This is a genomic window from Methylocystis silviterrae (assembly GCF_013350005.1).
GTDB lineage: Bacteria > Pseudomonadota > Alphaproteobacteria > Rhizobiales > Beijerinckiaceae > Methylocystis > Methylocystis silviterrae.
In genome coordinates this window covers 147,807-165,427 of sequence record NZ_JABVWW010000005.1, presented here as the reverse complement: position 1 = coordinate 165,427, position 17,621 = coordinate 147,807, and the positions used below count along the sequence as shown (strand labels likewise).

Annotated in this window: 18 protein-coding genes; 9 read left to right on the top strand and 9 right to left on the bottom strand. The window is 62.2% G+C overall.

Annotated elements, in window-relative coordinates:
• Positions 1-21 precede the first annotated feature (21 nt).
• From HUN39_RS07780 to HUN39_RS07765, 4 genes are all read right to left on the bottom strand, one after another.
• On the bottom strand, positions 22-966 hold the full coding sequence (locus HUN39_RS07780) for a lysozyme inhibitor LprI family protein (RefSeq protein WP_175093896.1): 945 nt from the start codon (positions 964-966) through the stop codon (positions 22-24).
• 41 nt (positions 967-1,007) lie between these two features.
• Complete coding sequence (locus HUN39_RS07775; RefSeq protein WP_175093895.1) at positions 1,008-2,054, bottom strand: hypothetical protein; 1,047 nt, start codon at positions 2,052-2,054, stop codon at positions 1,008-1,010.
• Between the two features lie 109 nt (positions 2,055-2,163).
• The gene (locus tag HUN39_RS07770; protein ID WP_175093894.1) at positions 2,164-4,020 is read right to left on the bottom strand and encodes a cation:proton antiporter domain-containing protein; all 1,857 of its coding nucleotides are present in this window, start codon (positions 4,018-4,020) and stop codon (positions 2,164-2,166) included.
• Positions 4,021-4,332: 312 nt separating this feature from the next.
• The gene (locus HUN39_RS07765) at positions 4,333-5,535 is read right to left on the bottom strand and encodes a glycosyltransferase family 4 protein (protein ID WP_175093893.1); all 1,203 of its coding nucleotides are present in this window, start codon (positions 5,533-5,535) and stop codon (positions 4,333-4,335) included.
• Positions 5,536-5,662: 127 nt separating this feature from the next.
• On the opposite strand from HUN39_RS07765, the gene HUN39_RS07760 reads away from it, so the two are divergent.
• Both HUN39_RS07760 and HUN39_RS07755 read left to right on the top strand, forming a co-directional pair.
• On the top strand, positions 5,663-6,481 hold the full coding sequence (locus tag HUN39_RS07760; RefSeq protein WP_175093892.1) for an alpha/beta hydrolase: 819 nt from the start codon (positions 5,663-5,665) through the stop codon (positions 6,479-6,481).
• A 10-nt stretch (positions 6,482-6,491) separates the two neighbouring features.
• Positions 6,492-6,866 carry a recombinase family protein gene (locus HUN39_RS07755; protein ID WP_210266884.1) on the top strand — a complete coding sequence of 125 codons (375 nt, stop codon included), beginning with the start codon at positions 6,492-6,494 and terminating at the stop codon, positions 6,864-6,866.
• On the opposite strand, the gene HUN39_RS07750 is transcribed toward HUN39_RS07755, so the two are convergent.
• Genes HUN39_RS07750 through HUN39_RS07740 form a run of 3 tightly spaced genes read right to left on the bottom strand, consistent with a single transcriptional unit; the run spans position 6,751 to position 10,197 of the window.
• Entirely contained in the window at positions 6,751-6,999 is a 249-nt protein-coding gene (locus tag HUN39_RS07750) for a DUF2188 domain-containing protein (RefSeq protein WP_175093891.1), read from the bottom strand. The genes HUN39_RS07755 and HUN39_RS07750 overlap by 116 nt on opposite strands.
• Before the next feature lie 2 nt (positions 7,000-7,001).
• Entirely contained in the window at positions 7,002-9,275 is a 2,274-nt protein-coding gene (locus tag HUN39_RS07745; protein WP_175093890.1) for a S8 family peptidase, read from the bottom strand.
• Complete coding sequence (locus HUN39_RS07740; RefSeq protein ID WP_232365975.1) at positions 9,268-10,197, bottom strand: AAA family ATPase; 930 nt, start codon at positions 10,195-10,197, stop codon at positions 9,268-9,270. The genes HUN39_RS07745 and HUN39_RS07740 overlap by 8 nt, the downstream gene beginning before the upstream one ends.
• Positions 10,198-10,836: 639 nt before the next feature.
• Between HUN39_RS07740 and metX the strand changes: the two genes are divergently transcribed.
• The 7 genes from metX (at position 10,837) to HUN39_RS07705 (ending at position 16,000) form a co-directional block, all read left to right on the top strand.
• On the top strand, positions 10,837-12,009 hold the full coding sequence (gene metX, locus HUN39_RS07735; RefSeq protein ID WP_175094022.1) for a homoserine O-acetyltransferase MetX: 1,173 nt from the start codon (positions 10,837-10,839) through the stop codon (positions 12,007-12,009).
• Complete coding sequence (metW, locus tag HUN39_RS07730; RefSeq protein WP_175093888.1) at positions 12,006-12,674, top strand: methionine biosynthesis protein MetW; 669 nt, start codon at positions 12,006-12,008, stop codon at positions 12,672-12,674. The genes metX and metW overlap by 4 nt, the downstream gene beginning before the upstream one ends.
• Before the next feature lie 182 nt (positions 12,675-12,856).
• Complete coding sequence (locus HUN39_RS07725; protein ID WP_232365974.1) at positions 12,857-13,672, top strand: Crp/Fnr family transcriptional regulator; 816 nt, start codon at positions 12,857-12,859, stop codon at positions 13,670-13,672.
• A gap of 29 nt (positions 13,673-13,701) precedes the next feature.
• Entirely contained in the window at positions 13,702-14,439 is a 738-nt protein-coding gene (locus HUN39_RS07720) for a M15 family metallopeptidase (protein ID WP_175093887.1), read from the top strand.
• A 54-nt stretch (positions 14,440-14,493) separates the two neighbouring features.
• Entirely contained in the window at positions 14,494-14,784 is a 291-nt protein-coding gene (locus tag HUN39_RS07715) for a YARHG domain-containing protein (RefSeq protein WP_175093886.1), read from the top strand.
• A gap of 197 nt (positions 14,785-14,981) precedes the next feature.
• Positions 14,982-15,458, top strand: coding sequence for a hypothetical protein (locus HUN39_RS07710; RefSeq protein ID WP_175093885.1), 477 nt, complete (start codon positions 14,982-14,984; stop codon positions 15,456-15,458).
• Positions 15,459-15,640: 182 nt separating this feature from the next.
• A complete protein-coding gene (locus HUN39_RS07705; RefSeq protein ID WP_175093884.1) occupies positions 15,641-16,000 on the top strand; it encodes a DUF1636 family protein in 360 nt (119 codons plus the stop codon).
• Between the two features lie 115 nt (positions 16,001-16,115).
• On the opposite strand, the gene ppa is transcribed toward HUN39_RS07705, so the two are convergent.
• Both ppa and HUN39_RS07695 read right to left on the bottom strand, forming a co-directional pair.
• A complete protein-coding gene (gene ppa, locus HUN39_RS07700; RefSeq protein WP_123174392.1) occupies positions 16,116-16,649 on the bottom strand; it encodes an inorganic diphosphatase in 534 nt (177 codons plus the stop codon).
• Positions 16,650-16,803: 154 nt separating this feature from the next.
• On the bottom strand, positions 16,804-17,325 hold the full coding sequence (locus HUN39_RS07695; RefSeq protein WP_175093883.1) for a GNAT family N-acetyltransferase: 522 nt from the start codon (positions 17,323-17,325) through the stop codon (positions 16,804-16,806).
• Positions 17,326-17,621 lie beyond the last annotated feature (296 nt).

The window sequence follows — 17,621 nt, the reverse complement described above, 5'->3', positions numbered from 1 at the left end:
AGGCGCGCCCGTTAGCGAGTGTTATATGGAACCCTCTTCCCTCTCCAACCACCATTGCAAACCTGCAATTCGGGTCCGCGTTAGTTCGGTCATCTGGATCGCCCACACCACTGGCTGCATTGAGCCGCCACCCACTAACGATGCGCGTAAGTTCGCGTCGGCCTCAGCGTAGTCGGCCCAGGCATCTTGGCTCGCTTTGAGAAGATCAATATCCGCCTCGCCCCTCTGTCGAATTTCGACGAGCAGTCGCTCCATGGCCACCGTCTCTGAATTTAGCTCTTCGCCGGCAAGGATATTCATGGATGCTTGTGTCTGCGGCACATCCCCCCGTAACTCTCCCGTCAAAAACCAGTCCGTCGCCGACAGGAATTTTCCTGCCGACGCCAAAAAATCAGGGATGTCTTCTGTCGAATAAGGCGCGCTGGACGGCATCTCATGCGTCACAATATGCCGAACCTGAAAGAGTCGCTTAATGCACGCCAAAACATGTTCCACGTCGTCAAGAATGGGGTCACTTGGACCTTGGTCACGATCTTCAATCCAGCGCTCATGCACAGTCGGGAGCGCGCTTCGGTAACCTGGCAAAAGAGTTTCGTATCCGCTGATTATGTGTTCGAGATCGCTAACCGAGATCGAATGAGCGACAATGTCCCCCATCGTCACTCGTCTCCCGTGAAGTTGCTTGGCGAGCAGGAAATCGAATTTCGCGTTCTTTAAAAGGGGCTCCGCTCTATCGAGGTAGGTTGGCGACGAATCAACTACCTCTCGAACAGTTTCGCGCACATAGACCTCGATAATTGTGCACAATCTGACTGGTACGAAGTCGGCGAACCCCTCGTCAGGGTCAATTTTTTCCCATGCGCGAGCTAACTCTTCAACTTTCGATAGAATCTCGCCGCTAAAACTTGAGCGCCCTCGTCTCGCTTTCCACTCAAGAATTTTTTCAGTGGTCGGTTGCTTCGCCATCTAATTCTCGCGGGGGCTGGACGGACGGGCGACGAGTTAGCCTATGTAGGCTCGGGAGTTTCGTCGATCATCCCTATGTCGCCTACAGTCTCTATGATGCTCGTTAGGTAAGCGTGACGGGATTTGATAAGGGCCAACTTCAATGGCTCGCGCAATTCGACATATTTATCGTGGAGCATCGACGCCTGATCGAGAAACAACTTTTCCTTAGCCAGGTATTCGGCAGCTGCTGCTCGAGCAGGTTCCCAATTCTCATCTGGGTCCACCTCCACGTCTGTGAACTCGGTCGTGATTCGTTTGACTTTCTCTTCTAGAAAAGGGAGTTCCTGCTCAAGTCGTTGCCACTCGCAAGCCGGGTAGCCATCGGAATCCAAAACATTGGGGAAGCCGGCCGGCATTTTTGTCGAAACGGAGTCTTCTAAAGCGCGCATCGTTCGCTGTACTAGTTCACCTATGCGGATCGCCTCCGCTGGGTCCCAACATTCGCGGACATTCCAATGGCCAACACGTTCAATTCCGATCTCATGCACGAGGGCGTTGCGGAATGCATAGAGATTTTTTAGCTCATCAATCTCATGCTCTTCGACCCACGGCTTTCCTGTGTCGATGCGCTTAGCCTTGATAACCTTGAAGCCATCTAAGTTGGGATCGATAACCGAAAATAGTCTTGAAAAGACTCCTATATAATCTTCAAAACGAGATATGTTTGTAGCTGCGCCGACGATGGATGCAACCGTTACATTGGTAGCCAGCATTTCGAGAATTACTTTGTCTTTGACGACCCTGAGATCATCCGATTTAGCAGCAGAGGGCTTAAATGTTAGAAGGTCGACCAATCTGGAACGGGCGTGCCACTCTAGGCAAGTTACAAACCCCACCGAAAAATATGAGATAATCTCTGCGCCGAACCATGGGCGCCAGCGGGTTTTGTCCGGCATAGACGTATCAAAGTCGTCCTTGAGGGCTTTAGCATCTTCGATCAGTGCATCCAGTCGCGTAATCGCTGTCCATGCATTCAGGAAATCGCTCGTTGGCGAACCGTAGCGCGTGGCAAATTGCACGGCATGGTGTGGTTCTCCTGTCGACAACCGCCTCTCCTATCCGTTCGCATCGTTGCCGGAATTCACCTGATCGCGGACCACTATATTGCTCGTCAAGCATCCGCAGCAAACCTCCGCCAGGAGAGCGAAAACGCCCCTACGCCTCCTCCTCGCTTTCTTCCGTGGCGCGTCCCGATATGCGCCGGCGCGTATGCTCGCGCCTGATCTTTCGATTGCGCTCCGCATGCCGCGCGCGCGTCTTGTCGTCGGACGGCTGCAGCAGCTTGCGAAACTCGTCGCGTTTCTCATGGATCGAGGCGATGACGAAGCCCATCGGCACGCCGATATCGACGAGCACGGTTTCGGCGAGCTGCAGGCTGGCTTCGACCGTTTCGGGAATCGCGTCGGTTGCGCCAAGCTTGTAGAGTTCGGTGGCGTGGTCGGCGTCGCGCGCCCGCGCGACGATGGTGAGATCGCCGCGGATGTCATGCGCCAGACGGACGATCTCTCCAGCCGCGTGGACATTTTCGATGGTCACGACGAGCGCGCGGGCCTGCGCCACGCCGCAGCGCATCAGAAACTCGCGCCGCGTCGCGTTGCCCCAGTAGATTTCGACGCCGTCCTCGCGCCCCGCGGTCACCAGCGACACGACGTTTTCGATGGCGACGAACGGGATGTCGTGGCGCCTCAGCATTTCGCCGACAAGGCTGCCGATTCTGCCATACCCGACGATCACGACGCGGTCCTCGGCGACTTCGGCCGCCGGCGCGAGATCCGCATAAAGCAGTTCGTCCTCGGCTTCCGTCGCCGGCGGGACAAGAACGGCGCCGATCCGGCCAAGAAGGGGAATGGCGAAAATGCTGATCGTGACGACGATCATCGCGTCGGCGCCATAGTGACCCGGCAGCACGCCGACGGCCATCGCCGAGGTCAGCAGCGCGAAGGCGAATTCGCCGCCCGGCGCCAGCAGCAGCGACGCCTCGGCTGAGGGGCTCCATTCGACGCCAAAGAGCCGCGCGAGAACGAAGATGATCGCGCCCTTAACCGCCATCAGCCCGGCGGCGTATATGAAAATCTGAAAGGGATCCGCGGCGACGGCGCCCATGTCGAGACCGGCGCCGACCGAAACGAAGAAGAGCCCGAGCAACAGGCCCTTGAACGGTTCGATCGTCACCTCGACCTCCCGCCGGAACTCCGTCTCCGCCAGCAGCAGCCCGGCGATGAAGGCGCCAAGGCCCATGGAGAATCCGGCGGCCGCCGAAAGCGCCGCCTCGCCGATGACCACGAGAAGGCAGGCCGCCATGAATAGTTCGGTCAGCTGCACGGCCGCGACCATGCGAAACAGCGGACGCAGCAGCAGCCGTCCGATGAAGATCAGCGCGCCCATGGCGAGGAAGGCGCGCCCAAACGCCCACGCCGCCTGTTCGCCCGTGAAGCCGCCGTTCTTGGTTTCGGCGAGCGCGGAAACGAGGAAAAGCGCCGGCGCAACGGCAAGGTCCTGAAACAGCAACACCGAGAACGCCACGCGCCCGGAGGTCTTGTTCAGCCGCCGCGCCTCGGCGAGCACCGGCAGCACCACCGCCGTCGACGACATGGCGAGGGCGATGCCCATCAACATCGATGGGCCGAATTCGACGTTAAAATGATAGTAGCCGACCGCCGCGAGCACGCTTGCGCACACCACGACCTGCGCAAGCCCCAGTCCGAAGACAAGCCGCCGCAGGCGGGCAAGACGCTCCCAAGACAGTTCGAGGCCGATCATGAACAGCAGGAAGACCAGCCCGAATTCAGCGAGATTGGAGACGCCCTCGACATTGGTGATGGTGAAATTGCGCGCCCATTCATGGTCGCTCGCCAAGCGGCCGAGACCGAACGGCCCGAGCGCAGCGCCGGCGAAGAGAAAGCCCAGCACCGGCGAAATCTTGATGCGATGAAACAGCGGGACGACGACCCCCGCCGTGGCGAGAAAGACCAGCGCCTCGCGATAGGATTCAAGATGGATGGAGCTCGTCATGCCGCCTCGTTGCTCGCGCGCTGGTCCTTAGCGAAGGATAAATGGGTCACGCGGCGATTGGCGATGAAGACAGCAAGAGTCGCGCCGCCGGACCGCGCAGGAGCGCGAGCCCGACGGATGCGACGCGCTGCGCGCGAAATCAATCCGATTGACGGCTGAATTCTATCCGATTCGCCTTTGGACGCGGCGCTTTTCTTCAGCCGCCGCGCTTGAGCCAGGGCCTAGCCGCCTCTGGCCGCAACCAGACCCCGTAAGGCTCGCTTGCGGCAGCTGACGCGTGCGCGTCAGCATGAACGGAGCTGATGACTTCGGCTAAAGCCCAAGCAGACGCTCATAGACCTGCAGCGTGGCGCGCTGCATCTCCTCGACGGAGAAGCGCTCCTGCGCGTTTCGGCGCGCCCGAAGCGCCAGGTCGTCATGCGCCGAGGCCTGCAGGCTTAGCGCCTCGGCGATCGCGTCGGCCAAGGCGACCGGATCGCCGGGCGGGGTCCGCCAGCCTGTCGAAAGATGGCGCGGGGTCTGCGGCGGCGCCAGGACGATCTCCGGCGCGGCGCCGATATCGGAGATGATCACCGGCGCCCCCATCGCCTGCGCTTCGACGGCGATCCGCCCGAACGCCTCCGGCGCCGTCGCCGGTGCGACAATGACGGCGGCGGCCATATAGGCGGCGGGCATGTCTTCGCAGTAGCCGGCGTTGCGAATGACGTCGCCCAGGCCGGCGTGCTCGATCTGCGTTTCGAGGGCGCGGCGCGTGGAATCGCTGTGCGGGTCGCCGACAAAAACAACGCGCAGATCGCAGACGCCTTGCTTGATCAGCCGCTTGGTCGCCTCGACCAGAACCGCATGGCCTTTGCGCGCCGAAAGCCGCGACGGCAGCAGCACGACGCGATCATGCGCCGCGACGCCCCACGCCGCCCGCAGGCGCTCGACGCGGCGCCGGTCGACGGCGGCGGGCGAGAAGGCGCGCAGATCCGCGCCGCGCGGGATGACGACGATGCGATCCGCGCTTTCCGGATGCAATTCCCGGATGCGCTGGGCGGCGAATTCCGAAATGGCGATCACCGCGTCGCCCGCCGACATGATGGCGTTGTAGCGCTGCTTGATCGGCGACGCGCCGCTATAGGCGCTGTGATAGGTCGTGACCAGCTTTGCGCCGGTCTGTCGCGCCGCGTAATAGGCGACCCAGGCGGGCGCGCGCGAGCGCGCATGCACGATGTCGACGCCTTCGTCGCGGATGATTCGCGCAAGCCGCACCGAATTCAGCGCCATCGCGAAGGGATTTTTCGTCGCCGCCGGAAACGGCGCCCAGACGCCGCCTTTCGACTGCAGCTCGCTGACCATGCGGCCGCCGCGTGACGCCACAAGACAGCGGGCGCCGACCCGGCTTAACGCCTCGGCCACGTCCACCGTCGCGCGCTCCGCCCCGCCCGACTGGAGATCGGGCACGATCTGCAGGATCGTTCGTCCGGCGAGTCGCTGGCCGGGGGCGGCGATCATGGCGGGTTGTTGCGACATCGCTGGGCTAACGCGAGCCCCGGACAGAATCGTCCGGCTGCAGCATTCTGTTGCGAGATCCTTTACCAACTATGAGCAAACCGCCTATTTTCAATCGCGACGCCTCTTCGATCCTTAGTGAAACTTCTTGTCGGACACGCTCGACTTCCTCGACATTCCAAATCCCGCGGGCGGCGTCTGGCGCATCGCGCGGCGATGGCGCGCCGCGACGGCCGAGGCCGGCAACGCGCCGGGCCTCGTCTGGCTTGGAGGCTTCGCCTCCGATATGGACGGAACCAAGGCGGGCGCCCTTGACGCATGGGCGCAAGCGCGGGGGCGCGCCTTTCTGCGCTTCGACTATTCGGGCCACGGCCGCTCGTCCGGCAAATTCGAGGAAGGCGCCATCGGCGACTGGCTGGAGCAGAGTCTCGCCGTTTTCGAGCGCTCGACGCAAGGGCCGCAGATCGTCATCGGCAGCTCGATGGGGGGCTGGATCGCGCTGCTGCTGGCGCGGCGGCTGGCCGCGAGAGGCGAGAGCGCCCGGCTCGCGGGACTGATCCTGCTCGCGCCGGCGGTGGACTTCACCGAGGCGCTGATGTGGGAAGGCTTCGACGAAGCGACGCGCCGCGAACTCTTGGAAAAGGGCGTCCTGCCCGCCAAGGAGCCGGATCACGGGCCGGTCACGCGAAGGCTGATCGAAGAGGGGCGCAATCATCTGCTGCTCGGCGGTCTCATGCGCGCCCATGCGCGCGTGCATATTCTGCAGGGCATGCGCGATGACGCCGTGCCCTGGCGCCATGCGCTGACGATCGTCGAGCATCTGAACGCCGATCCCGTCACGCTGACCTTCATCGCCGACGGCGATCATCGGCTGTCCCGCCCCGAAGACCTCGCGCAGCTCGCCGCCGCCGTCGAGACGATGAGCGCCCCGCCGCCGGGCGAGCCGCCGCCGACGCTTTTCGATTGAGGGGGTCGGTTTGAGGGGGTCGGCTACCACGCACGGGCGCTCGCTGCTAACCTTCTTGGGCGGCATTGCCGAATTCGAGCGCGACCTCATACGCGCAAGAACGAGCGAAGGTGCGCGCGCCAAGGCGCGAGGCGTTCATATGTGCCGTCCCTCTGCCTCAAGCCTCGCCAGCGCGAGGAAGTCTTGCGCGACCTCGCCAAGGGCGAGGCGACGCAGGCCGACATCGCGCGGCAGTTCAATGCGAGCAGAAGTACGATTTCGTGGCTTGCTCAATGTTCTCGGTCGCGCGGAGGCATCGGATCATTGCCGCCGCCAAGCGTGTCTTTGCTGCGAATTTTTCCGTCACGACCCTTCACTGTTAACTCACCGCCACCAGCGTTTATGAGTTTTTCGCGGCCAGAGGCAATCGCTTCGGCCTGGGTGTCGAAGGTGAAGCCACGTTCTGCATCATTGCGCTTGTCCACCCACTTGTTATCGGAGGGACGGCGGTAGATGGTTCTGTCCTTATCGCTGGTCATATTTAGCTCCTTCCGTTATCGATGTTGATGTCGCTCTCGATGACTGCTGTCTCGACAAATGGCCCGAGCTGATCGCGCAGCTCGTTATAGACATCGTCGTTTTCATCGCCCGTGCCGAGAGACAGCACGAACACCGTTTCCATTTCAGGGACCTCGTCCGCCGCCGTGTATCCATAGAGATAGAGATCGCGGACATACACCCGAGCGTAAATGCGCAACGTGTCGCCATCAAACCCGACGTTCTGGAAGTCGTGTCTATGATGGCGGATCGGACTCCATTTGTGGTCGATCACCCGAGCGTCTTGTTCGGTTATCTTCTCTGTATCGAGCGACCCGAGAAGATTATGAAATTTCGGCGCGCCTTTCTTTGTCTTCCCCCGCGAATGTTGCAGCGCAGTCGCGAGCCGGACGCTGAAATAATTGGGGCCGGCATAGTCAGTCACCATGGGGTGCGGATTGAGGATGGCCGTCAGCGCGCCCATTCCCCGCAACTTGCCGGTCTGGCGAAGAGAATGTGGAATCGGCAGTTCCCAGTAGAAAGCCGCGCCCGGCCGCAGTTTCGCAGTCCACTGCAAGGTCACGAAACCAGGACGACACTCCCATGGCAGTGAGGCGACCGCTGGCGTGCCGAAGCCGAGCGACGGGTCGAATGTCTCCCCATCGGCATTGTGCAGCAACAGCGCCTTGACGAGGTCTGGCGACGCTTGCCGCACTCGCTGCATCGTGTGAGCAGCCAATGGAGAGGTGAGCGCCGTCGAGAAGCTCGACCCCGCAATAACCGCCCCGCCAAGTGCGCGCACATGCGAGAAATGCGACAGGTCCGGTTTCAACATACTGGACGGTCCCGGCCCGCAAAGGCTGATCGGGCATTCCCCGGCCGGCGCGCCATTGTCGCCGTGCAGGCGGCCGCCGACCGTCACAGCGGCTTCGCAGTCGGCGGGAGGCTGGAGGCGATCGCCCGGCTTGTTCCCGACCGAAATCACCGGCAGCACGCGATGCTTGCGCGCCAACAACGCAATGTCGTGACCCAGCGCACTGACGGAATCGAGCGGGCACGCTTGCCGCTGGTTCAACGAAAAATTCCAAACCCGCGTGTCGGGATTGGCCGCCATCACCCCGTCGAGATAGCCGATGAAATCCTGGGGGTCGACAAAGGCCGGAACACCTTGCCGCGCGACGGCCTGCACCGTGCCGACTTGGCAGTAGAGCGGTGGCAGGGTGAGGTTGTTATTCCAGTCGTGGCCTTGAACGATCAGCGAGGCAACGCGATTGCCGTGCAGAGTGTCTGCGGCTCCGTCGCGGACAAGCGGCGGCGAGCGCCACGCCTCCGCGTGGCGATAAGAGGCCGCCGACATGCCGCCATCGACAACGCCGACGATCGGGAGGGAGGCCATGTCCGCTGGCAAGGGGCGATCCGGTTCCCGCCCCCGCCCCGGAGAGGTAGAATATATCGTTTGAACAGGCTCGATGCGGAATATCGTGCCCGATGCAACGAGCCGCTGAAACGCAGCTGGCGTCGGTATCATGACGGTTGTCCGGGCGCGTCGTCGCACACGATATTCGCGCACGGCAAGACTGAAACGGTCGCCCGCTGTTGCGATCGATCGCAAGCTGCGGCGCATGACTGCTGGCACCTTGGCGTCCAGTTCAGCTGCAATCGTATCGAGAAGCGGTGTTGGTGGCGTGATCCCGCTGTCGCGCAAGGCCGCAAAGGCCTGGATCAATTGCTCGGCGGCGTCGCGGCCATGCAGCGGCATCAGCCAAACGACGAAAGCGCGTCCCCTTTCGGTCTCTGGAGCTGCCTGCCAGATCGCGTCCAGCGAGGAAGTTCCGGCAATATCTTCACCCGAAAAGAAGCGGACGGATTCGACGCGGGAAATATCCACCTCGTCTTTAGTAAGGTCGGTACGTCGCACCAGTTGCGCGAACGCGGCGAGCCGCTTTGCGGCAATTTCGACAAGGTAGCCGGTGCGGTGAGGCGTAACGAGCCGCGCATCCCGCGTCGCTTGGAAGAGGTCGGAGGGCGTCCATGTTGGCGCGAGCGAATCCTCGAACATGGCCGCATAGAGAACGACGCGACCGTCGAAACGGGGCCGCTGCGCCGCTTCCTCTGCAAGCTTCGTGAATTGCGCGGCCAGCGCGCGGCGTTGCCCTCGCAGCCGTTCCGCCTTGATGCCGTGAGCATTTTTGCCGCCGGCTGTAATGCCTTCCGGTCTGGGGTCTTTGGTGAACCGCAGGACAGGATTCAAAAGGGGATTGCGCGGCGTTTCAGCCATCGCTGGCCTCCTTCAGGTAGCGATGGACCATTTGTCGACTGACGCCGACGACGTTGGCGATCTCGGCTTGGCGGATGCCACCCTTTTCATGGAGGAAGCGCGTCAGCGCTTTCTTGTCCGTCGTATCGAGTTCCCGATTATCGAGGAGGCGCGGATTGCCGGCGTGTGAAGCGTGCACCGCGAGTAGGATTTGCGCGAGGCTCGGTTCTTGGTTGCCGAGAATGGAGCGCCGACGGGCGGCCAAGGCAATGTTTTCGATATCCGCCCCGTTCAGGCCGTCCGATACGCGCGCGAGCAGATCAGCTTCTTCCTTGTGCGCGGCAACGTTTTGAAAAAGGAAGTGCAGCCACAGACTGGCTCGCACCTCTTCGTCAGGAAGAGCCAGCTCGACCTTATAGGGGAAGCGTCGCCAGATCGCAGGATCGAGCAGATGCGGATGATTGGTCGCCCCGATGGTGACCACATCATCCGTCAGGGAGTCGAGGCCCTGCAAGACCGTGTTGACGACGCGCTTCAGCTCGCCCAGCTCATGCCGGTCGTCGCGGAGTTTTGCGATTGCATCCATTTCATCGAAAAATAGAACCGCGTTTCGGGCCGGCACAAACTCAAAGACCCCACGGATATTTTTTGCGGTTTCTCCAAGGCGCGAGGATATCAGCGAGTCGAGCCGCGCAATGTAGAAAGGGAGTTTGAGAGAGGCCGCGATGTGACCGGCGAGAAGCGTTTTTCCCGTGCCCGGCGGGCCATAGAGAAGCAGGCCGAGGCGCGCGGACACGCCCTTTTCCGCCAGCAGGCTTATGTGCTTGGCGTCCTCGATAAATTGGGAAATCCTATGCCCCGCCTCGCCGCCGAGGATGATCGGAGTCGTCGGCCATTGGCCTTCCTCGATAAGCGGCAGCCGCGATCCGGCGTCGCGCGGCAATGCTTCGGCATATCCGGACGCCTGTAGCGGCACGCCGCGCTTACGAAGCAGGTTCTGAAGCGCCTTTGCGCCTTCGAGGTCGCCTTGCTCAGCTAAACGCATCGCAATCTGGCCGCCAATGCGGCGAACGGCCGTGTAATCCGCAGATATTGCGGCTGAAATCAGCGTCGAAAGAAGCGATGCGTCAATCTCCATTCGGAGAATGTCCCACAAATAGCATGTATACGTCAACCTAAAAATCAAATATGTAAACATCTTTCAGGTTTTTGGTTGCAAAAGGCAGAGCTCCTGCAAGACGGCGAATCACCGCCCCGCTCGCTCTCAACAAGCTGCAGCGCGGTCGCCATTGGCAGAAACATCCGCCGGATTCGTCGGGAATGGAGGCGAAGCCGTTCGCTGCATAAGGGGACATTGCGGAACGCGCGGAGACGGCATGTTCGGCTCATGGTCTCACATTTATCGCGTCATCGCGTGGATGGCCGCGACAAGCGCGGCCATGACGCGGGAGATAACGTCTCGTTAATCTGGATTCGAAGCCTTGTGCGCCGCCGCGCGGCGCTTGACACCTCCGCCGGCCCCATCGATGTTGCCGAACGAATTGTTCGGCATATCGAACGCTAGGAAGATCGCTTGTCCGTATTGTCAGAAGCGCGGCCGGCCTGCAGCGAGGGCTTCGCGCCGAAAACCGTCGTTTTTCCCCCGGACCGACCGCTTCTGACGGACGGCGGCGGCCGCATCGCGCCGCTCGCGATTGCTTACGAGACATACGGGCAGCTCAACGCCGCGCGCAGCAACGCCATTCTGCTCTGCCATGCGCTCACCGGCGACCAATACGCCGCGGGCGTAAATCCCGTCACCGGCAAGTCCGGCTGGTGGGAGGCGATGGTCGGGCCCGGCAAGCCTTTCGACACCGACCGCTATTTCCTGATCTGCTCGAATGTCGTCGGCGGCTGCATGGGCACGACCGGCCCGGCGTCGATCAATCCGACGACTGGCAAGCCCTATGGCGTCGACTTCCCCGTCGTCACCATCCGCGACATGGTGCGGGCGCAGGCGATGCTCATCGATCATCTTGGCGTCGAGACGCTGTTTTGCGTCGCCGGCGGCTCGATGGGCGGCATGCAGGTGCTGCAATGGGCGGCGAGCTATCCGGAGCGGGTCTTTTCGGCCATGCCGATCGCCACCGCCGCCAAACATTCGGCGCAGAACATCGCCTTTCACGAAGTCGGCCGACAGGCGGTGATGGCCGATCCGGACTGGCGCTCGGGGCGCTATCAGGAGCAAGGCGTGCGGCCTGAGAAGGGGCTCGCGGTGGCGCGCATGTCGGCGCACATCACCTATCTCTCGGAAGCGGCGCTGCAGCGTAAGTTCGGCCGCAAGCTGCAGGACCGCAGCGCGCCGACCTTCTCCTTCGACGCGGATTTTCAGGTCGAGAACTATCTGCGCTACCAGGGCCTCGCCTTCGTCGAGCGCTTCGACGCCAATTCCTATCTCTTCGTCACCCGCGCCTGCGACTACTTTGATCTTGCCGCCGACTATGGCGGTTCGCTGGCCATGGCGTTCAAGGACACCAAGACGCGCTTTTGCGTCGTTTCCTTCACGTCGGACTGGCTCTATCCCACCTCGGACTCGCGCGCCATCGTTCACGCGCTCAACGCCGGCGGCGCGTCGGTGTCCTTCGTCGAAATCGAATCCGACAAGGGGCACGACGCTTTCCTGCTGCACGAGCCGATGTTCATTGCGACGACGCGCGGCTTTCTCGATTCAGCCGCAGACGCGCGCGGCCTCGCGCCTGACGGAACCTCGAAATGACCTTCACGCCTGCGGCCGACGCGCCTGAGCGGCCCGCGCAGCCGCTCGAGCAACCGCGTCTCGATCTCGCGGTCATCGCCGAGATGGTCGCGCCCGGCGCGCGCGTTCTCGACGTCGGCTGCGGCGACGGCGCCTTGCTGAAGCTCCTGGCGCAGAAGAAGGGCGTCGACGGCCGCGGCGTCGAACTCTCGCAGCGCGGCGTCAACGAATGCGTGGCGAAAGGACTTTCCGTCATTCAGGGCGACGCCGATACCGACCTCTCCGATTATCCGGACGACGGATTCGACTATGTCATTCTTTCCCAGACGCTGCAGGCGACCCGGCGCCCGCGCGCGGCGCTCGCCAATATGCTGCGCATCGGTCGGCGCGCCATCATCTCATTTCCCAATTTCGGCTATTGGCGCGTACGCGCGCAGCTCGCCTTTAGCGGCCGCATGCCGGTCACCGGGCGCCTTGACTATCACTGGCATGACACGCCGAACATTCATCTTTGCACCATCCGTGACTTCGTCGAGATCGTCGACGAACTCGGCGCGCACATCGAGCGCGGCGTCGCCTTTGATCGCGCCGGCGCGCCGATCCGCTTCAGCGCGCCTTGGTGGGTTTGGAATTTCTTCGGCGAACAGGCTGTGTTTCTGCTGGAGCGTGGCGGCCGACGACGCTAACCCGTGCGACGGTTTGTCCCGCGTGCGTCGCCTTTCGCGGGTTGACGGTTCGCGTTAGCCTTCCCGTTGGCGGCATTAAGAGGAACATGCGCGGGAGGGAGCGGCGGCGCCTCCGCTTCATGCGTCGTGTCATCCCTTGGATGACACGCGTGATTCCGCGCGCTTCGGGAGGAGGCGCGAGCTTGACAGTCGACACCGGCCCCGCCATGCGAAGCTATGACAGCGCCTCGCAAAAGAGACGCGCCGGTCCGTGCGCGCCGCAGCCGGCGGGCCCGGGGGAGCTGCGCAGAGCGCTGCTCTTCACCGGGGTCGACGAAGCGACATTGTCGCGTCTGTCGGCGGACGCTAGGATCGAGTCCCTCCAGGACGGCGATGTGCTTTTCCATCAAGGCTCTGTGGTCACAGACCTCGCATTCGTTTTGAGCGGCTATGTGAAGCTGCTGCGCCTTTCGTCTTCGGGACGCCAAACGCTCATCGGCATTCGCTCGGACGGCGAAATGATCGGCGAGGCGCCGACCGACGCCGATGAGCTTCACACGCTCTCCGCCAAGGCGGTGGGCGCGACGCGCGCGCTCAAGCTGCCGGCGGCGCGCTTCGCTCGGCTTCTCCAAGAGTCGCCGTCGCTCTGCGCCGCGGTGATACAGGACTCCAAGGAGAGCGTCGCGCGCCTCATTGGCGAGGTCGAGTCGCTAAAAAGCCAGAACGCCGATCAGCGCCTCGCCCATTTCCTACTTGGCCTCTGCCCGCCGGGCGAAGACCGGTGCCGCTTCCGCTTGCCCTATGACAAGCGCCTGATCGCCGCGCGGCTCGGCGTAAAGCAGGAGACGCTGTCGCGCGCTTTCGCCAAACTCCGCGCCCATGGCGTCCGCACGGAGACGCGCAACGTGCATGTCGAAAGCGTTTTGCATCTCGCGAACCAGTGCGACCGGCTCGGTCGGCCGCCGCGCCTGTCTTTTTTGGGACGACGCAAGATCGAGACGCAGTGCGACGCCGCTTAGAGCGCGGCTCGCTCCTCGCGGGCTTCGCGATGCTTTTCTTTTCCATCGCCGCTCGTGGGCAGGCGATTTCGCCCGACGCGTTGACGCACGCCTATCCTGACCAAATAAGCGGTCGCGATGACGCCGGGATCATATTCCGCGACGGAACAAGACAAAATCTCTCTGACGGCAGGACCGACAAGAGCTTCGACGAGAAACTGAAAAACGCCTCTCTCCTAGATCAGCTGAGCCTTCCCTATCCCAAGGGCGCGCTGACGAAGCCTCCCGGACCGCAGGACGATCCGGGGCGCTTCCGCAACGCCGCCTTCTTCGACAAGATGTATGGGGATTGCGACAAGCGCGAAACGCAAAAGCATTTGACCGATATTCCCTGGTTCACTGGCAAGGTGCGAGTCACCACGATCAATGGCGTCGCCGAAAAGCTGCGCGCGGTCGCCGCGGAAATCGATCGTCTGCCGCAGGACATTAAGCGTTACGCTTATCCGAGCGCCGGCGCCTTCAATTGCCGCGTTGTGAAGGACACTGGCAAACGCAGCATGCACGCCTATGGCGCGGCGATTGATCTCAACACCGCCTTCTCTGATTATTGGCTCTGGCGCAAAGGCGGTTACCGCAATCGGATTCCTTACGAGATCGTGGAGATTTTCGAACGCCATGGGTTCATCTGGGGCGGCAAATGGGGGCATTTCGACACGATGCATTTCGAATACCGGCCCGAATTTTTTGACGCGCCGCCGGGCAGCGAAGGGAAAAATACAACACGGTGATTGAAAAGAATGGCGTGGATCGTAAGTAACCCCAATTACAGGAGGGGATTTCCGATGAGAACACAGAAGATTTTCACGGCGCTTGGCCTTATCGGCGCGATAGGCGTGGGATTGATCGTTGCTGCGCCGACCCCGGCGGCGGCGCGGGATCCGGCTTATATGTCTTGCGAGGAACTCTGGTACGCACGCAACCGGATATACGCGCGTAACGGCTATTGCTTCAATACCGACCGGGCGCGGGCCGTGTTCGGAGCTGGCTGTTTTCCACCTTACGGGCGGCTGAGCGGGTGGGAGAAAAGCCGCGTCAATCAGCTTCAAATGTGGGAGCGCCGTAAGGGGTGCTGAGCCGCGGTGCGGTAGTTCAATCCCAGTTGCCTCGAATGGCCTCGACGGTCCGCCCTCGCCTCTATTTTTTAAAGAGCGCGCATTCACGCTCGCGCAAAATGGCGGATAGACTTGCCGCCGTCGACTGAACGCCCGCGCCGCACTTTCGTCAGGAGCTCGTCGTCAATTGCGCAGTTCTATTTATCGGAGGATTCGCCATGATTGCATACAAGACGGTTGGATTGGTCTTCTTGTCCGCCCTCGCGCCGGCGGCAGTTCAAGCGGGCGCGAGCAGCGGCTCGAGCGCGCTGGCGCTTTCGGCGATCGTCGGCGAATTGTCGCCTCAAACGAGCGCCGCCGACAAGAAGCTTCTCGCGGCCTATTTCGCCGGACGCGCCGAAGCGCCGCATGCCAAGGGCCAGCGCGTCGCGGTGAAGGCCGACGCCATCGACTGCCGCGCCGGCAATGTCGACATCACGTCGCGCGCCTGCGAACTGACCTTCGGCGCGAAGAAGATCGAATTGAGCGGCCGCAAGGCGAATGAACTCTACGCGACCTTGATCGAGAATGGCGTCGCGGCGGAAGGCGCGGCAGGCTCTTCGCATGCGTCGATTACGGCGCTCGACTGCATCGTCGACGCCGATGAAGTCGCGGAGAAGGCCGGCGGCGGCGCGCGCTGCGCCTTTACGCCTTAGAGCGCGCTGCGAAAAAGTGGGAACCGGTTTTTCGCATAGAGCGCGCTCTAAACTTTCAGAATCGATCAATTTATCTGCATTTGGGCGATTCCGCCCAAATGCAGCGTGATCTGAGAGGCGGACGCCCTTGTTTTTGGCGCGGCTTTGGTCGAGAAGGCGCGTCCATAGACAGGAGTTCCGAAATGGCTGCGCCGGGCGTCACGGTCTTTGTTTGCGTCTCCTGCCGCGACGGCGGCGACGCCGACATGCGTCCTGGCGCGCTTTTGCTGGAGGCGCTGCGCGCGCGGCTTGACGAGCGCAATCTCGAAATCGCCGTCGAACCGGTGGAATGCCTCGCGGTGTGCAAGCGCCCCGCGACGGTCGCCTTCGCCGGCGACGGCAAATGGACGTATGTGATCGGCGATCTTGAAGGCGTCCATCTCGACGAACTGATCGACTCGGCGCAAAGCTTCGCTGCGACCGACAACGGCATCGTCGCCTGGAAGGACAGGCCGGCCTGTTTCAAGAAGGGCGTGGTGTCGCGCACGCCGCCGCTTCGCTAGGGCGCTTCCCGATCACATGGAATCATGTGATCGATAAGGAATCGCTCAAAACCAAAATGCTAGAGTAGGTTCTCATCGAAAAAGTCTGTCAACTTTTTCGGAACCTGCTCTGACGCTATTTCGCCGCTCGCGCCCGTTCAATCGCCTCGCTGATCAGCGCGCGCGCGTCGGCGGCGTCGCCCCAGCCCGCGATCTTGGCCCATTTGCCGGGCTCGAGATCTTTATAATGCACGAAGAAATGCTCGATCCGACGCCAGGTCATCTCCTGCAGGTCGGTGTAATTCTTCACGTCGATATAGCGTTGCGTGAGCCGCGCCGACGGCACGGCGACGATCTTTTCGTCGCCGCCGGCCTCATCCGTCATGCGCAGCACGCCAATCGGCCTGACCGCGATAACCGCGCCCGGCGCCACAGGCCGGGTGTTGGCGACGAGCACGTCGCAAGGATCGCCGTCGTCCGAAAGCGTATGCGGAATGAAGCCGTAATTGCCGGGATAGCGCATCGCCGTATAGAGGAATCGATCGACAAACAGCGTGCCGGAGGCCTTGTCGAGCTCATATTTGATCGGCTCGCCGCCAAGCGGCACCTCGACGATGACATTGACTTCGTGCGGCGGGTTCGCGCCGATAGGAATGGCGTCGAGACGCATTCAAGTGCTCCGATTGCGATAGATGGCGCAGCCTGAACGGCCGGCGCAGTCGTGGGTTGTGTTGAGGAAGGTCGCGCAACAAACCTGGCGAGGATCGCGGCGCTGCGCGGTCTGTATCCTCACATAGCTTCGCGTTTATGTCGCCAAATATGATTTACCGCACGGGCGCCGAAACGAAACCGAAGGCGACGCGCGTCAGCATGTCCGCGCCGAACCGCTCCTCGGCGCGGCGGACGGTCTGTCCGCCGAGGCTGCGATAGAAGGCAAGCGCCTTCTCATTGTCGGCCAGCGCCCAGACGATGGTGGAGAGATAGCCGTGCTCGGCGAGTTCGCGCCGGGTGGCGTTGAACAGCCGACGTCCCAAGCCAAGCCCCTGCTGCTCTGGCGCCAGATAGATCTCAAAGATCTCGCCGGAATAGGGCATGGATGGAACGCGGTTGCGCCCATAGGTCGAGTAGCCGACGATATCGTCGTCGAAGTCCAGCACGAGAAGACCGGTGCCGCGCACAATCGCCGAATGCCACCAGTTGGGGCCGCGGCGGGCGATCATCCGCTCAAGCTCGGCGCCGGGTATGACGCCGCGATAGGCGTAGCGCCACGAGGCGTCGTGAACGCGCGTGATCTGCTCTGCGTCTCCGGGACGCGCATGGCGGATGGAGAAGGCGGTTTTGACCATAGCTGAATGTTAGGTCCCATCGGTTCGTTTCGGCAAGAGCCATAAGCGTTTCAGCCGCAAAAATTCTCCTCGTCGAGACGCCTAGGCGTTTGGCGTCCTTGTCTGTTTCACTTTATGACGGCCCGCGAGCCGCGCGCGATGGCAGACGCCGATGCGGCGCTTGCGGCGCAGCAGGGTCTTGCGCTATTCTGATGCCGATTGCGGCCAACGCCGCCGGAACGGGACGAGATCGTTGCCCAACGCAACCGCCTTTGCGAATGACCACGCGACGCCGGCGCGCGCGCGCGGATTCGCTC

Bases quoted from the DNA above. Each gene is read 5' to 3' on its own strand.
- HUN39_RS07780 (WP_175093896.1), bottom strand. From the start codon at position 966: ATGGCGAAGCAACCGACCACTGAAAAAATTCTTGAGTGGAAAGCGAGA.
- HUN39_RS07770 (WP_175093894.1), bottom strand. From the start codon at position 4,020: ATGACGAGCTCCATCCATCTTGAATCCTATCGCGAGGCGCTGGTCTTT.
- HUN39_RS07765 (WP_175093893.1), bottom strand. From the start codon at position 5,535: ATGTCGCAACAACCCGCCATGATCGCCGCCCCCGGCCAGCGACTCGCC.
- HUN39_RS07750 (WP_175093891.1), bottom strand. From the start codon at position 6,999: ATGACCAGCGATAAGGACAGAACCATCTACCGCCGTCCCTCCGATAAC.
- HUN39_RS07745 (WP_175093890.1), bottom strand. From the start codon at position 9,275: ATGGCTGAAACGCCGCGCAATCCCCTTTTGAATCCTGTCCTGCGGTTC.
- metW (WP_175093888.1), top strand. From the start codon at position 12,006: ATGACCTTCACGCCTGCGGCCGACGCGCCTGAGCGGCCCGCGCAGCCG.
- HUN39_RS07720 (WP_175093887.1), top strand. From the start codon at position 13,702: ATGCTTTTCTTTTCCATCGCCGCTCGTGGGCAGGCGATTTCGCCCGAC.
- HUN39_RS07715 (WP_175093886.1), top strand. From the start codon at position 14,494: ATGAGAACACAGAAGATTTTCACGGCGCTTGGCCTTATCGGCGCGATA.
- HUN39_RS07710 (WP_175093885.1), top strand. From the start codon at position 14,982: ATGATTGCATACAAGACGGTTGGATTGGTCTTCTTGTCCGCCCTCGCG.
- HUN39_RS07705 (WP_175093884.1), top strand. From the start codon at position 15,641: ATGGCTGCGCCGGGCGTCACGGTCTTTGTTTGCGTCTCCTGCCGCGAC.
- ppa (WP_123174392.1), bottom strand. From the start codon at position 16,649: ATGCGTCTCGACGCCATTCCTATCGGCGCGAACCCGCCGCACGAAGTC.
- HUN39_RS07695 (WP_175093883.1), bottom strand. From the start codon at position 17,325: ATGGTCAAAACCGCCTTCTCCATCCGCCATGCGCGTCCCGGAGACGCA.